At 62.8% G+C, this 13287-nt stretch carries 17 protein-coding genes; 9 read left to right on the top strand and 8 right to left on the bottom strand.

Going from position 1 to position 13287, the window contains the following annotated elements; all coding sequences use genetic code 11:
* Positions 1-122 precede the first annotated feature (122 nt).
* Together ONR57_RS05325 and ONR57_RS05320 are read left to right on the top strand one after the other, a co-directional pair.
* Positions 123-641 carry a phage holin family protein gene (locus ONR57_RS05325; protein ID WP_374116400.1) on the top strand — a complete coding sequence of 173 codons (519 nt, stop codon included), beginning with the start codon at positions 123-125 and terminating at the stop codon, positions 639-641.
* A 39-nt stretch (positions 642-680) separates the two neighbouring features.
* Positions 681-1643: an alpha/beta fold hydrolase gene (locus ONR57_RS05320; RefSeq protein WP_265121969.1), complete on the top strand. Its 963-nt coding sequence runs from the start codon at positions 681-683 to the stop codon at positions 1641-1643.
* Here ONR57_RS05320 and ONR57_RS05315 read toward each other — a convergent pair.
* From ONR57_RS05315 to nth, 4 genes are all read right to left on the bottom strand, one after another.
* Complete coding sequence (locus tag ONR57_RS05315) at positions 1605-2792, bottom strand: MarP family serine protease (RefSeq protein WP_265121968.1); 1188 nt, start codon at positions 2790-2792, stop codon at positions 1605-1607. The two genes, ONR57_RS05320 and ONR57_RS05315, sit on opposite strands and share 39 nt — an antisense overlap.
* On the bottom strand, positions 2789-3445 hold the full coding sequence (locus ONR57_RS05310) for a CoA pyrophosphatase (protein WP_265121967.1): 657 nt from the start codon (positions 3443-3445) through the stop codon (positions 2789-2791). Before ONR57_RS05310 ends, ONR57_RS05315 begins: the two co-directional genes overlap by 4 nt.
* Before the next feature lie 68 nt (positions 3446-3513).
* A complete protein-coding gene (locus tag ONR57_RS05305; protein ID WP_265121965.1) occupies positions 3514-4197 on the bottom strand; it encodes a TlpA disulfide reductase family protein in 684 nt (227 codons plus the stop codon).
* A complete protein-coding gene (gene nth, locus ONR57_RS05300; protein WP_265122157.1) occupies positions 4194-4883 on the bottom strand; it encodes an endonuclease III in 690 nt (229 codons plus the stop codon). The genes ONR57_RS05305 and nth overlap by 4 nt, the downstream gene beginning before the upstream one ends.
* A gap of 229 nt (positions 4884-5112) precedes the next feature.
* Here nth and ONR57_RS05295 point away from each other — a divergent pair, with 229 nt between their 5' ends.
* Entirely contained in the window at positions 5113-5331 is a 219-nt protein-coding gene (locus ONR57_RS05295; RefSeq protein WP_265121963.1) for a hypothetical protein, read from the top strand.
* Between the two features lie 246 nt (positions 5332-5577).
* Positions 5578-6252 carry a Crp/Fnr family transcriptional regulator gene (locus ONR57_RS05290; protein ID WP_265121961.1) on the top strand — a complete coding sequence of 225 codons (675 nt, stop codon included), beginning with the start codon at positions 5578-5580 and terminating at the stop codon, positions 6250-6252.
* Positions 6253-6323: 71 nt separating this feature from the next.
* Here ONR57_RS05290 and ONR57_RS05285 read toward each other — a convergent pair whose 3' ends face one another.
* Complete coding sequence (locus ONR57_RS05285; RefSeq protein WP_374116399.1) at positions 6324-6863, bottom strand: helix-turn-helix domain-containing protein; 540 nt, start codon at positions 6861-6863, stop codon at positions 6324-6326.
* Positions 6864-7097: 234 nt separating this feature from the next.
* The gene (locus tag ONR57_RS05280) at positions 7098-7892 is read right to left on the bottom strand and encodes an MBL fold metallo-hydrolase (RefSeq protein WP_265122156.1); all 795 of its coding nucleotides are present in this window, start codon (positions 7890-7892) and stop codon (positions 7098-7100) included.
* A 47-nt stretch (positions 7893-7939) separates the two neighbouring features.
* Between ONR57_RS05280 and ONR57_RS05275 the strand changes: the two genes are divergently transcribed.
* From ONR57_RS05275 to ONR57_RS05255, 5 genes are read left to right on the top strand one after another with little or no spacing between them, the layout of a single operon-like run.
* Positions 7940-8848, top strand: a complete 909-nt coding sequence (locus ONR57_RS05275) for a Gfo/Idh/MocA family protein (protein ID WP_265121959.1) — start codon at positions 7940-7942, stop codon at positions 8846-8848.
* A 31-nt stretch (positions 8849-8879) separates the two neighbouring features.
* A complete protein-coding gene (locus tag ONR57_RS05270; protein WP_265121958.1) occupies positions 8880-10124 on the top strand; it encodes an acyl-CoA dehydrogenase family protein in 1245 nt (414 codons plus the stop codon).
* Positions 10121-10888, top strand: a complete 768-nt coding sequence (locus ONR57_RS05265; RefSeq protein ID WP_265121956.1) for an SDR family oxidoreductase — start codon at positions 10121-10123, stop codon at positions 10886-10888. Before ONR57_RS05270 ends, ONR57_RS05265 begins: the two co-directional genes overlap by 4 nt.
* Entirely contained in the window at positions 10885-11961 is a 1077-nt protein-coding gene (locus ONR57_RS05260) for a phosphotransferase family protein (RefSeq protein ID WP_265121954.1), read from the top strand. The genes ONR57_RS05265 and ONR57_RS05260 overlap by 4 nt, the downstream gene beginning before the upstream one ends.
* Entirely contained in the window at positions 11961-12596 is a 636-nt protein-coding gene (locus ONR57_RS05255) for a histidine phosphatase family protein (RefSeq protein ID WP_265121952.1), read from the top strand. Before ONR57_RS05260 ends, ONR57_RS05255 begins: the two co-directional genes overlap by 1 nt.
* A gap of 39 nt (positions 12597-12635) precedes the next feature.
* Here the strand turns inward: ONR57_RS05255 and ONR57_RS05250 are convergent, their stop codons facing one another.
* Together ONR57_RS05250 and ONR57_RS05245 are read right to left on the bottom strand one after the other, a co-directional pair.
* Entirely contained in the window at positions 12636-13097 is a 462-nt protein-coding gene (locus tag ONR57_RS05250) for a RidA family protein (protein ID WP_265121951.1), read from the bottom strand.
* Positions 13094-13255 (bottom strand): DUF4177 domain-containing protein, encoded by a 162-nt coding sequence (locus tag ONR57_RS05245; RefSeq protein ID WP_265121950.1) that lies wholly within the window; start codon positions 13253-13255, stop codon positions 13094-13096. Before ONR57_RS05245 ends, ONR57_RS05250 begins: the two co-directional genes overlap by 4 nt.
* Positions 13256-13287 lie beyond the last annotated feature (32 nt).

The raw sequence follows: 13287 nt of genomic DNA, 5'->3' as shown, positions 1-13287 counted from the left end.
CCCATCCACAACATAATCCGGTTAACGTGGCAACATAGGCCGAGAGATGCGAGAGATGTCTGGCCTAAATCGAGTCGGCTCGCCACGAAGAAGATCGCCGAGACGAAAATGAAGGAGTGGACGTGACCTTCAACGACCGCAGCAATGGGCGCATGACGGGCGACGGAGTACCACAAACTGTGGCCTCGATTCCGCTGTCGGATGCCGACGCGCGCCACCCAGGGCAGCAGGCGAGTATCGGCGAGTTGGTGAAGGAAGCCACGACGCACGTCTCGACGTTGTTCCGCGCTGAGGTCGAACTCGCCAAATCCGAGGTCACCAACGAGGTCAAAAAGGGCGTCAAAGGCAGTGCCTTCTTCGTCGTCGCAGGCGTTATTCTCCTTTTCAGCCTCTTCTTCTTTTTCTTCTTTCTCGCTGAGCTGCTCGATACCTGGTTGTGGCGCTGGGCAGCTTTCCTGATCGTCTTCGGCATCATGGTTCTCGCCGCGGCGGTATTCGGCTTGCTCGGCTACCTGCGGGTCCGCGCGATCCGGAAACCCGAACACACGATCGAGTCGGTCAACAGGCTTTCTGAAGTGCTTCCCGGAAGCTCGGGCGGTAACGTTGACCGTCAGCTCACAGCCGCAAAACGTACCGAATAGCCAAACCACACTGGGTTAAGTGACTTTGGAGGGCCACGGATGGTTGCTCCCGATCCGTCGCGTGTCCGATTCGACGGACCGTGGACTCACCGTGACGTCCATGCCAACGGGATACGGTTCCATGTCGTCGAAGCTGGGCCGACAGACCCAGACGCGCCGGCTGTGCTCTTTCTGCATGGCTTCGGCGAATTCTGGTGGACCTGGCGACATCAGCTTCGTGCGCTTCCTGAGTCGGGAATACGTGCCATCGCGATCGATCTGCGCGGTTACGGGGACACAGATAAACCGCCCCGGGGATACGACGGGTGGACACTCGCGGGCGATGCAGCGGGAGTTGTTCGCGCGCTCGGCCTGCAACGCGCTGTGATCGCTGGCCATGCTGAAGGTGGACTCGTCTGCTGGGCGACAGCGAACCTGCACCCAAGGCAGGCCCATGCGATCGCGGTGCTGAGTTCTCCGCACCCCATGTCGGTGAGGCGGGCCGCGATGCGCGACCCCTACCAGCGGGCGTCGTTGCTGCGCACTCTCCTTCCTTCCCAGGTGCCGCTGCTGCCTGAACGCGCGCTGGTGCGCGACAACGGCCGGCGGGCAGAGGAACTGCTACGCGCGCGCGGCGGCGCGGCGTGGGTTCGATCAGACGAGTTCCCGGAGGTCGCGCACAACGCGCGGATCGCAGTCCAGATACCTGGTGCGGCACACTGCGCGCTGGAGTACTACCGATGGGCTTTTCGCAGCCAGTTACGCCCGGACGGCAGACGCTTTTTTAAGGCCATGGACCGACAGGTAACTTTGCCGGTGCTGCAGATTCACGGCTCAGCGGACCCCTTCATTCTCGCGGGAACTCTGTACCGCGACAAGCAGTGGGCGCCGAACCGGGAACTGCACATGGTCTACGGGGCAGGCCATTTCGTGCATGAGGAAGCGCCGCGTGCGGTGAGCGACCACCTCATTCAATTCGCGTTGTCACACGCAGGCACCGGTTCCCACCGGAGTGAAGGCTGAGAGTGCCGCGTTCAGGTGCGGTGCGACTTCGCGGTTCGTGAGGACGAACCCCGTTTCAGGGTCATCGGATGCAGCGCCGAAAACAACGCCGAGTACCGTGCCATCAGATGAGATGAGTGGTCCGCCAGAATTGCCCTGCCGGATCGAACCGCGGACCGTATAAACCTCGCGATTGACGGTGCTGCGCTGGTATATATCTGGGCCAGTCAATTCGAGTACCTCGCGCACGCGCACCGAGTTCGCGGTGTACGGTCCCCCGCCGGGATATCCCACCACAATTGCGTCAGTGCCGCGGGGCACCAATTCGTCCACAAATCCCAATGGCGCACCCGGCAGTCCGGGAGCCCGCAGCACAGCGATGTCGACGCTCGGATCAAAAATGACGACGCTCGCGTCGAAAACCCCGTCGAGAGTTTCGATTGTGACGCCCTCCGTGCCCGCGACCACGTGCGCATTAGTCATCACGAGTTCAGGCGCGATGACGATGCCACTCCCTTCGAGTGCTTTCAGGCACGACGGCGCGGTACCCCGAATGCGGGGGACGCTGCGCTGCACCTCAGTCACTATGGGTGCGTGGGCGAGGTCTCCATCGGGGGGTTCGACCGGTGACACTGGTGTGCGCGTGAATGGGCCCAGCACGTCAGGCAGTCCGGACGTATCGATCAGCGCCGCGAATTCCCTAGGAATCTCCTTCATCCAGGGCGGAGCGACAGCGTCGACTTCCGTCAGGACAGCGGACCCGCGCACAGCCGCCGCCACATCCGGACGACCTGAGGCCGAAAGCGGGATTGCGACAAGGTACGCGGCGACAAGAATTGCGACAGCCTGGAAAACCGCGCCAATGATGCTGTCGATGAAATGCAGCAGCCGGGCACGCAGCAGACCACGCGCGGTACGGCCAACTACCATGCCGCACACTTCGCCGATGACGACGAGAATCACGATCAGCGTGATACCGAGCAGCAAACGCCCTATCTGGTCGTCAACATAAACGATCACATGCGGGGCAAGCATGATGCCGAAGATCGCGCCGAGGACAACCCCGAGAAACGCCAGACCAGATGCGAGAGCACCGTGCCGCCAGCCGGACAGGGCGGCCAGCAGGACAGCGATCAGCAGGATGAGGTCAATCCACTGTGAGCCCGTCACCTGCGGCGCACCTCCATGCCATATTCAGCGAGTATCGATTCCATGTCCCGCACGTCTGATTGGTCCCACGGTTTCTCCCACCCTGACACCGAAAGCATTCCGGCAAGTAATCCTGCCGTAAATCCCCAAATAAGCATTCCGTCGGTGAGAAAGGCCGGCGATTCGTAGCCGAATTCACTGTGCCGTAGGACAAACCGGTTCGCCGGTTCAATGAGGTCGTGCACCGGCACGCGGGCCACCCGGGAGGCCTCGCTCGGGTCCACCACCCACACGGGACTGGGATTCTCCCAATACGCGACGACCGGCGTGACCTCAAATCCAGATACGGGGACGAAGATCTCAGGCAACAGAACGAGCGGCCGAACGCCCGCGGGCCGAAGTCCGGTTTCTTCCTCCGCTTCCCGCAGTGCAGTCGCGATCGCATCGTCATCGTCCATGTCGGCAGCGCCGCCAGGGAAGGCCACTTGTCCGCGGTGCTGCCGCATAGTCGCGGCGCGTTGTGTAAGCAGGACGTCAGCGTGTTCGGGCAGTCCGCCCGGGCTGGCCTTCTCGGCCGCTCGCGGACCACTGAAGAGGATAAGCACCGCAGCTGGCCGCGGCTCAATGTCAGCGGGCGCTCTGAGCATCAGCCGTGGATGGGCTTCACCGGACATGGCGCATATCCGGTGCAGCCATTCGGGTGGCTCACTCAGCAGTTGCCCTGACCGGGGTTTGGCGGGTTTCACGCCGCGCCCCCAAGCGCGTTTTCGACTGCCACACGGATCTCGTCTGCGCTGGTGAAGGGCACCGCAAGTATCTCGGCGAGCGAGCCGTCAGCGTTCAGCACGATGGTCACTGGCAAAACATTCGGTGCGCCAAGGCGGCCTGCGACCTGGCCGCTGCCGTCCTGCAGGCCCGGCAGCGTTACCTCGTAGTCGGCAAGTTTTCGCAGCGCGTTCGCTTCATTGGGGTCGCGGTGCACAGTGATGACGGTAACGGCCGTCCCGGCGCTCGCGGCGTATTCCTGAAGCGCGGGCAATTCTTTCGCGCATGGGCCGCACCAGTAGGCCCATAGGTTGATCACGGCCGGTTTCCCGGCAAGCATCCGGCTGACGTCCACTCGCTCGCCGTCGGCGAGGCAGCCCAGATCGAGATCGTTCAGAGCAGCGAGGGCACTCCTGGCCGCCGGTGCTGGGGCCTGTGGCTGCGGCTGCGGGCACGGCTGCAGCTGGGCTTCCGCGCGCGGTCCCCGAAGCGCTTCGGGGGTGTCAGCTGGACGACGCTCGGGGTGTTCAATTGCCGTCTGCCCTCGCGTGGCGCTCGCCGCGGTTTCAGCAGGCTCAGACTCGGTCCGCGGCCAAATCGCCACGATAAGCGCACCGACGATGATGAGGGCAACGATCGCCCACCGTCCGCCAGGCGTCACGAAGCACCTTCTCGTGCCAGCGCGAGAAGGTGCTCGGTTTCCGGTCCGCGCACGAGTGCTGCCGCCTCCTTGAAATCTGTGGGCCCCTCACCATATGACGGACAGTCACGGGCGAGCACGCAGACACCGCAGGCTGGGCGGCGCGAGTGACACACCCGGCGCCCGTGAAAGATCACCCGGTGCGACAGCAACGTCCACTCTCGTTTCTCGACAAGTTCCGCGACGGCGAACTCGATCTTGACGGGATCTGTTTCTGCAGTCCAGCGCCAGCGCCGGACGAGTCGGCTGAAATGCGTATCCACGGTGAGCCCCGGGACATCGAAGGCATTACCCAGGATGACGTTCGCTGTCTTTCGGCCCACCCCAGGCAGTTTCACCAGCTGCTCAAGGGTGTGGGGAACCTCACCGTCGAATTGCTCGACTAGCCCCTGCCCAAGCCCAATGAGAGACGTCGCTTTGTTCCGGTAGAAGCCGGTGGGACGGATGAACTCCTCGAGTTCTGTGCGATTCGCTTCCGCGTAGTCGCGCGCGGTGCGATAACGCTCGAATAACGCGGGTGTGACTTCGTTGACGCGCTTATCTGTGCATTGGGCAGAAAGGATCGTCGCGACAGCGAGTTCAAGCGGATTCGTGAAGTCCAGTTCGCAGCGGACCTCGGGAAATGCTTGCGCGAGGGTGCGGTTCATCCGCCGGGCCCTGCGCACAAGGCCTAGCCGGGTTTCCGTGCCACGCCGTGACTGCTTACGGCGCTGCTTTCCCTCGGTGATTACCGGTTCGGAGGGTGCAGAAGCACTGGCTGAGGAGGTCGCAAGGGGCTTGGACACCACTCCAGAGTACGGAGTGGTGTCCAAAGGGTCATTCAAACGGCAGCGTGTTCGTTGCCGTTCTGAGACATTTTCAGGGTTAACTAAGCGCATGCAAGGACTCGCGGTACTTTTTATCCCTGTACTGCTGATGTTCCTCGCGATGGGGCTCGACCGGATCGAACGCGTTCTGTGTTTTGGCCCAACCGCGAAATCGCCGGCCGGCGATGAGGGCGCAGCAGATAAGCGCACAGTCGCGGGATCGCTTCGTGCGCAAGAAAACCGCGCCGCATCCCCGGGATCAGACGGTTTACGGTCCTCGGCAGCCTGATCCTGGCGGAAAACTTGGAATTAGCCCGTGACATTGTGCAGAATCATTAGGTAACGAGTGGTCATTGCCACACGTTGCGCCGTGTTGTAACGGGTGGATAAGCAACATTCCGCCCGAAGACAGAGACAAGGTGTGACGCATACCACTACAGTGTGGTGTGGATCCGGCGCTGCGCCGTGTCCACAAACTGCTTGATGCCGTCGAACACCTGTGTCGACGCCGAAACGAGTTCCCGAAGGAGCCCATGTGGACGAGGTCCTGGCCAGAGCCGGAATCTTTCAGGGAGTAGACCCCTCGGCCGTTGCTGCACTCGCACAGCAGCTGCAGCCCGTGGACTTCCCACGCCAGCACGTCATCTTCAATGAAGGTGAGCCAGGCGACCGTCTTTACATCATTGTGAGTGGGAAGGTGAAGATCGGCCGCCGCTCCCCCGATGGCCGCGAAAATTTGTTGGCAATCATGGGGCCGTCCGACATGTTCGGCGAGCTTTCGATCTTCGATCCCGGGCCCCGCACGTCGAGCGCAACAACGGTTACCGAGGTGCGCGCTGTCAGCATGGACCGCGACGCTCTCAAGGAGTGGATCGCCCAGCGCCCGGAAATTGCTGAGCAGCTGCTGCGCGTGCTCGCGCGACGCCTCCGCCGCACCAACAACAACCTTGCCGACCTCATCTTCACGGATGTGCCCGGCCGTGTCGCTAAGGCTCTGCTTCAGCTGGCGCAGCGCTTCGGCACGCAGGAAAATGGCGCATTGCGCGTGACGCACGACCTCACGCAGGAAGAGATCGCCCAACTCGTCGGCGCCTCCAGGGAAACGGTGAACAAGGCACTCGCCGACTTCGCACACCGCGGCTGGCTGCGGCTTGAAGGTAAGAGCGTGCTCATTTCTGACTCGGAACGCCTCGCACGCCGCGCACGCTAATAAGCGTCACACATCGAAAAAAGGGGGCCTGTGCCGCGATGACGCGGCACAGGCCCCCTTTTTCGTGCGGTTCACCCAAGTGTTGTCTCTTCTTCGATGCCTGCCGCGCTATGGCCATTGGGAGCAGGGACGACAGGGTCGGCTGGCAGCCCCTGCTGCACGCGCAGGACTTTGATCAACTCGTTGACAATCACGATGGACGACTCAGGCAGACCGGCGAGCCGATGGGCGGCCTCGCGTATCGTCCGGTCAGCCTGCAGGCGCATCATATCGATTTCGTCGCGGCTGCGGCGCTGTCCAGCATCCTCAAGGAAGTAGCGGACGTCCACGCCGAAGGCGGCGGCGATGCCTTCTACGGTGCGGAAGGACGGAGTCCGAGCCTTGCCTGACCGCAATTGACTCAGATAGGACTCACCGAGCTTGTAGCCGAGTTCACTGGACTTCCGGGCTATCGCGGACCCGGTATAGCGCCGCCCGGTCGGGTCTGGCACGCTGCGGAACAGCTCTTCAAGCCGCTCGGCGAAAAGTCCACGATCTCCCAGGTCGAGATCGTCGCGCACTGGCTTGAGTTCGGCAGGCTCCCGCCCCCTAATCGCACTCTGCTCACTCATCATTCCCCCGCTCTGTAGTCGCACGGCCTGGGTGGCTGATCCGCCACCGCCTCGCCCGCGAACGGCGCAGCGACCAGCGACGTGACTGGCACGACGTCCGCCACAGTCAGTGGCGCGCTGTACTCCGTTGTCAGCGAGGGCGATGCCTGCGGATTTCTGCCCCAGGGTCATCGATCTGGGCAATTTCCCCACCCAGAACTACCTTTGTCCGGTAGCTTAATACGCTTGTCCGATTCACGCGCGCTGGCGCAAGTACGTTAACTGCACATGCACCGATGCCTCAGCAGCTGGCCACAAGTGGCGGTCGACGTCCGCATAGACGTGCTCCACGATCTCCCGTGCGCTCGCACCGGCGCCGAGCACACGCAGCGCATCCCGGATCTGGTCTAAGCGTTCTTCGCGATGGGCAAGATATTCGCGGGCAACAGGCGCGACGTTGTCGATTTCCGGCCCGTGACCAGGGAGTCCGGGTATACCGTCGGCAGCCTCGATAATCGTGCGCAGGGTATTGAGGTAGTCGCCGAGGTCGCCGTCGTGGGCATCGAGCACCGTCGTTCCGCGGCCAAGAATTGTGTCGCCAGTCAGCAGCGCCGCCTCCCCTGCTGCGCCCGCCCTGAACATCAGCGAATCCGCAGTGTGTCCTGGCGCACTCACAACTTCGATGGTGAGACCTGCTACATTGATGCGTTCGCCCGGCGCCAATGGGTCCGCATCGCGGCAATCGTCGGGCCGCAGGGCGCGCACGGGCGCCTGCACTAGACCCACCAGCGAATCGATAGCTTCCGTGTGGTCGATATGACGGTGCGTGATGAGAATGAGTTCGATCGAGCCTGCCGCAGCGACTCGCCGCACATGCTCGGCATCGTCCGGCCCTGGGTCGACCACGACACTCCGCGACGAGCGTGGGTCGCGAAGAACCCATGTGTTTGTTCCATCGAGCGTCATGTGACTGGGGTTGTCGGCCAGCACTACTGACGCGAAGGGAGTCACTTCACGAATGACGCCGTAAGCCGGGTGCTCAAGTCTCATCATGTGTCACTCTACGGCCGCGTCTCCGCGGCCGGTAGGTTGAAGAGATGCGAATCGGTCTTGTCGGTGCGGGGCCCTGGGCGCTCCACACGCACGCACCAGCTTTGGCCGCGCACCCCGGGGTGACGTTTACGGGTCTGTGGGCGCGCCGTCCCGAAGCTGCTGCGGATACGGGTATTCCCGTGTACGAGTCGTACCCGGCGCTCGTCGAGAACAACGATGCCGTCGCTTTCGCGGTACCACCCTCGATCCAGGCAGCACTTGCGCCCTCCGCCGCGGAGCGCGGCCGCCACCTCATTCTCGAGAAACCCCTCGCGAACACGCTCAGCGCCGCTAACGACATCGCTAACGCGGCACGGGAAAATGGTGCGCGCACAGTCATGTTCCTAACGCGCCGCTACGCGCCCGAGACCCGTGAGTTCCTCGAATCCGCGAAGCGTGGCGACTGGGCTGCCGGCGACGCGATGTGGCTTTCGGGAGCACTGCTCGGCGGCCCTTTCGCGGGCTCTCAGTGGCGCAGGGAGGGAGGCGCGCTGCGCGACATCGGCCCGCACGTGGTCGACGTCATCGACGCAGCACTTGGCCCGGTTGAAGGCGTCGTTTCCGCGCATCACGAAAGACGAACTGATACCTGGATGGTGACGTTGCGTCATCGTCCGTCTGAGGGAGAAGCACAAGACGCGCATGCGTACCCGGTCCGGATGAGTTCGTTGAGCCTGTCAATGCGCACACCTGTCCAGCCGTCACGGCTGCGTGTGTCAGTCTACGGAGAGAGTGGCATCGCGGAACTCGGCAGTCGTGACACCTCGCCACTGGAGTGTTATGCCACGATGCTCGACGAGTTCCTCGAATCCTGCGCGCTGGGACAGGAACACGCGTGCAATGCCCGGCGCGGAGTGCACCTGCAGTGGGTCATTGAAGCGATCGAGCGCGTGGCGCACGAAGCAAAGTACTAGTTGCAGCTTCCCCGCGCGGTAGCCTGCCCGCATGGACTTCACGCCGTCACGCCTCACGGCCGAATACCACAGTCGCATCGCAGATTTCATCACGCACGAGATTGCTCCCCTCGAAAGAAGGTGCTTCGAGCGGTTGCAGGTGAGCGAGGACCCGTGGACCGTCCTCCCCGAAATCGACGACCTGAAGCAGAAGGCACAGCGTGCGGGTCTGTGGAACATCTTTCTGCCGCCCGAATTCGCCCGTGCGAACGGCTATGGCCCGGGGTTTAGTAACACCGAGTACGCACCGCTTGCCGAACTCATGGGACGGCACCTTATGGCGCCTGAGATTTTCAACTGCAACGCGCCCGACACCGGCAACGCAGAGGTGTTGGTCCATTACGGTTCTCGCGCACAGCAGGAGCAGTGGTTACGGCCCCTCCTCGACGGCAGCATCCGGTCGGCTTTCTGCATGACGGAACCCGAGGTCGCATCGTCAGACGCCACCAACATGACCGCCACCGCGAAGGTCGAGGGGGACGAGGTCGTCATCACCGGCCGCAAGTGGTTCTCCACGGGGATTGGCCATCCACGCTGCGCATTCGTGATATTCATGGGCCTCACCGACCCGGATGCGGAACGTCATTCCCGCCACTCGATGGTGATAGTCCCGGTCGGCACCCCGGGAATGCGCGTCGAGCGGATGCTCAGCGTCTTTGGATACCATGACGCGCCGTACGGCCACGGCGAAGTCAGTTTCGACGATGTCCGGGTGCCTGCGGCGAATGTCATAGCCGGGCCCGGACGGGGTTTCGAAATCGCTCAGGGCCGCCTAGGTCCAGGCCGGATTCACCATTGCATGCGCCTCATCGGACTGGCCGAGCGTGCACTGGAAGAAGGTGTCTCGCGCGCCAGCTCACGAACGGCGTTCGGGAAACCTCTCATCAATCTCGGCGGAAACCGGGAAAGAATAGCCCGGGCGCGCATCGCAATCAACCAGGCACGGTTGCATGTGCTGCACACCGCGTGGCTCCTCGACACAAACGGTCCATTGGGCGCGATCTCTGAGCTGTCCCAGATCAAGGCGGCAGTGCCCCAGATGGCGCAGGACATCATCGACATGGTTATTCAACTGCACGGCGCAGCTGGACTGACCAACGATCACGCTCTCGCCGGGGCATATGCCGCTGCCCGCTCGCTCCGGCTCGCCGATGGCCCCGATGAAGTGCATCTGGGTGTCGTCTCCCGGATAGAGGTGGCCAAGGCCCGCGGGCCGAAGAAAGGACAACAGCAGTGACACGTCAGAAACCCAAGACGCGCAAGAACATCCTGATCACCGGTGCGAGCTCCGGTCTTGGTGCCGGAATGGCACGAAAGTTCGCGGCCATGGACCGCAATCTCGCGCTGTGCGCGCGCCGCACAGACCGCCTCGAGGCGCTCGCCGCGGAACTCCGCGCCACTTATCCAGGCATCACCGTCCTGATCAAACCGCTCGACATCAACGATCACGACCAAGTGTTCTCCGTGTTCCGAGAGTTCCGCGACGAGCTAGGCACGCTCGATCGCGTCATCGCCAACGCTGGGCTCGGCAAGGGGCAGCCGCTCGGCACCGGACACTTCAGCGCCAACAAGGAGACACTGGAAACAAACACCATCGGTTTGCTCGCCCAATGCGAGGCCGCACTCGAGATATTCCGGGAGCAAGGCTACGGTCACCTCGTCGTCGTGTCGTCGGTGAGTGCACTGCGGGGTATGCGCGGAAACATCACCGCATATGCAGCGAGTAAGGCGGCGGCAGCCTCCCTGGCTGAGGGGATCCGCTCCCAGCAACACAGCACGGACATCACGGTCACGACACTGCTTCCTGGATACATCGAGTCGGAAATGACCGCCCGGGCCGGTAAGACGCCGCTGCTTGCGCCAGCCGAGAAAGGTGCACAAGCGCTGGTAGCCTCAATCGAGCGGGAACCAGCGAAGGCGTACGTTCCGCGCTGGCCGTGGGCACCCCTCGCGCAGGTCATGAGATTCGCGCCCCTGTCGGTGATAAGGAAGATGGGATGACACACGACGACACCGCCGCGCTCGTCGATCAGCCGTCAGCACTGCGACACGAGGACGCATTCGACGCTGCGGCCGTCGGTGCCTGGCTCGCCGAGCGGGTCGATGGGATCAGCGGCGTCCCCGAAGTGCGCCAGTACGCTGGGGGCGCATCAAATCTCACTTATCTGCTCACTTTTCCCGAGCGGGATGTCATCCTGCGCCGTCCGCCAGGTGGCCATCGCGCTGCCTCGGCTCACGACATGGACCGTGAATACCGGGTACAAAACGCGATTCGGCCGGTTTTTCCTTACGTGCCAGAAATGCTCGCGTTCTGCGCGGATCCGGCGGTCATTGGCACGGAGTTCTACGTGATGGAGCGGCTGCGCGGTGTCATCTTCCGCCGAGATCTACCCTCGGACGTGACATTGAGCCCGGAGCGGGCGCGCTCCGTGTGCACCGACGTGCTCGACCGGTTGGTCGAACTCCATCAGGTCGACGTCACGGCGACTGGCCTGGGAGATCTGGGCCGCGGCAGCGGCTACGTTCGGCGGCAGATTACCGGCTGGTCGGACCGCTTCCGCCGCGCCCACACCGCGAATGTGCCTGACTTCGAGAACGTGATGACATGGCTATCCGCACATGCCCCTGACGACGTTGCTGCGTGCCTTATCCACAACGACTTTCGCTTTGACAACGTGGTGTTCAGCGACGTGGAATCGATGAACGTCATCGGCATTCTCGACTGGGAGATGGCAACGATCGGTGACCCGCTCATGGAACTCGGTGCCACACTCGCCTATTGGGTGCAAGCAGACGATGACGACGTCATGCAACAGAGCCGCCGACAGCCCACCCATATTCCCGGCATGCTCACCCGTCATGAAGTCGTTGATTACTACGCAGCTCAAACCGGCCGGTCGGTGACGAACTGGCCGTTCTATGAGGTCTACGGCTTGTTCCGGCTTGCCGTGATCATTCAGCAGTTGTATCGCCGCTTTCATGATGGGGGAACGAGCAACCCGGTTTACCGGGATTTCTGGATGTTCACGGGCTACCTCGAGTGGCGCTGCAAGGAAGCAATCAGGGCGGCGTAATGGGTGCGATCTACCTGATACGCCACGGTCAGGCGTCTTTCGGAGCGGAAAATTATGACGCTCTCTCTGACCTCGGTGGCGAGCAAGCCCGGGCAACAGGCGCAGAACTGCGCAAGCGGGGCGCGGTGTTCTCGAATGTCGCGAGCGGGACTCTCCTGCGCCAGCGAGACACCGCGCGGCACGCGGGTTACGAACCTGTAGCCGACCCACGCTGGAACGAATACGACTTCACCGACGTCATTGAACACCACGGAGACCCATCCGCGGGGTACGGCGACAAGGCATCATTTCAGCGGATCCTCGATGACGCGCTCGCGCGCTGGATCACCTTCCGCGGCCCCAGCCCCGCCGCCGAAGCGTGGAGTGACTTCACGGCGCGGGTGGACGACGCGTTCAGCGACCTTGCACGGGAGGCGAATTCCGGCAGGAGCGTCGCGGCGTTCACCTCTGGCGGGGTGATCGCCGCCATCGCGGCCCGCGCGCTCGGCAGCCGGGACCACATTTTTGTTCCGCTGCATCGCGTCTCGTCAAACGGAGGGATCACAAAACTAATAAGCGGCCGGTCCGGCATTTCCCTGGTGAGCTACAACGAGCACGGGCACCTCGACGACGGCCGCTTGTTCAGTTATCGGTGATTCTCTCCTCTTAATCGCCCAGTGACGCCCAGTGACGCCCTATGTGCGCACCTGGACGATCATTTCGACTTCTACCGGCGCGTCTAGTGGGAGTTCCGCAACGCCAACTGCGGAGCGCGCGTGTTTGCCCGCGTCACCGAAGACCTCTCCAAGCAGTTCTGAAGCACCGTTGATGACCTGCGGCTGACCGGTGAAGTCAGGCGCGGAGGCGACGAAACCAACGACCTTGACGATGCGCTCAACCGCATCGAGACCAACGACGGCATCCACTGCCGCAAGTGCATTGAGGGCGCAGATTCGGGCCATTTCTTTGGCCTGTTCCGGCGTGACCGCTCCGCCGACCTTGCCTGTCGCAGGCAACTCACCCGCAACAAGTGGCAGCTGCCCAGATGTGTAGACGAACTCACCTGCCTGCACAGCGGGCACGTACGCCGCCACCGGCGGCACCACCGGCGGCAAGGTCAAACCCAGATCGCTGAGGCGATCGCCCGGCGCGCTCATTTCGCCCTCTTCATGTAAGCGACGTGCTGCTCACCTGTCGGCCCGGGCAGAACGGTGACGAGTTCCCAGCCGTCTTGGCCCCATTGATCGAGAATCGCCTTCGTTGCGTGTGTAAGCAGGGGGACGGTTGCATACTCCCAGCGGGTGATCTCACTCATGCGTGTAAGCCTAGTCATAGGACACAACAACT

The organism is Hoyosella sp. YIM 151337 (assembly GCF_026041215.1).
GTDB lineage: Bacteria > Actinomycetota > Actinomycetes > Mycobacteriales > Mycobacteriaceae > Hoyosella.
Note: the sequence above shows the minus strand (reverse complement) of the source record. Positions and strands in the feature narration are given on the sequence as shown.

Coding starts and splice junctions, on each gene's coding strand:
- ONR57_RS05285 (WP_374116399.1), bottom strand. CDS start 6,863: ATGAGTGAGCAGAGTGCGATTAGGGGGCGGGAGCCTGCCGAACTCAAG.
- ONR57_RS05270 (WP_265121958.1), top strand. CDS start 8,880: ATGGACTTCACGCCGTCACGCCTCACGGCCGAATACCACAGTCGCATC.
- ONR57_RS05310 (WP_265121967.1), bottom strand. CDS start 3,445: ATGTCCGGTGAAGCCCATCCACGGCTGATGCTCAGAGCGCCCGCTGAC.
- ONR57_RS05245 (WP_265121950.1), bottom strand. CDS start 13,255: ATGAGTGAGATCACCCGCTGGGAGTATGCAACCGTCCCCCTGCTTACA.
- nth (WP_265122157.1), bottom strand. CDS start 4,883: ATGAACCGCACCCTCGCGCAAGCATTTCCCGAGGTCCGCTGCGAACTG.
- ONR57_RS05275 (WP_265121959.1), top strand. CDS start 7,940: ATGCGAATCGGTCTTGTCGGTGCGGGGCCCTGGGCGCTCCACACGCAC.
- ONR57_RS05320 (WP_265121969.1), top strand. CDS start 681: ATGGTTGCTCCCGATCCGTCGCGTGTCCGATTCGACGGACCGTGGACT.
- ONR57_RS05255 (WP_265121952.1), top strand. CDS start 11,961: ATGGGTGCGATCTACCTGATACGCCACGGTCAGGCGTCTTTCGGAGCG.
- ONR57_RS05250 (WP_265121951.1), bottom strand. CDS start 13,097: ATGAGCGCGCCGGGCGATCGCCTCAGCGATCTGGGTTTGACCTTGCCG.
- ONR57_RS05280 (WP_265122156.1), bottom strand. CDS start 7,892: ATGAGACTTGAGCACCCGGCTTACGGCGTCATTCGTGAAGTGACTCCC.
- ONR57_RS05260 (WP_265121954.1), top strand. CDS start 10,885: ATGACACACGACGACACCGCCGCGCTCGTCGATCAGCCGTCAGCACTG.
- ONR57_RS05295 (WP_265121963.1), top strand. CDS start 5,113: ATGCAAGGACTCGCGGTACTTTTTATCCCTGTACTGCTGATGTTCCTC.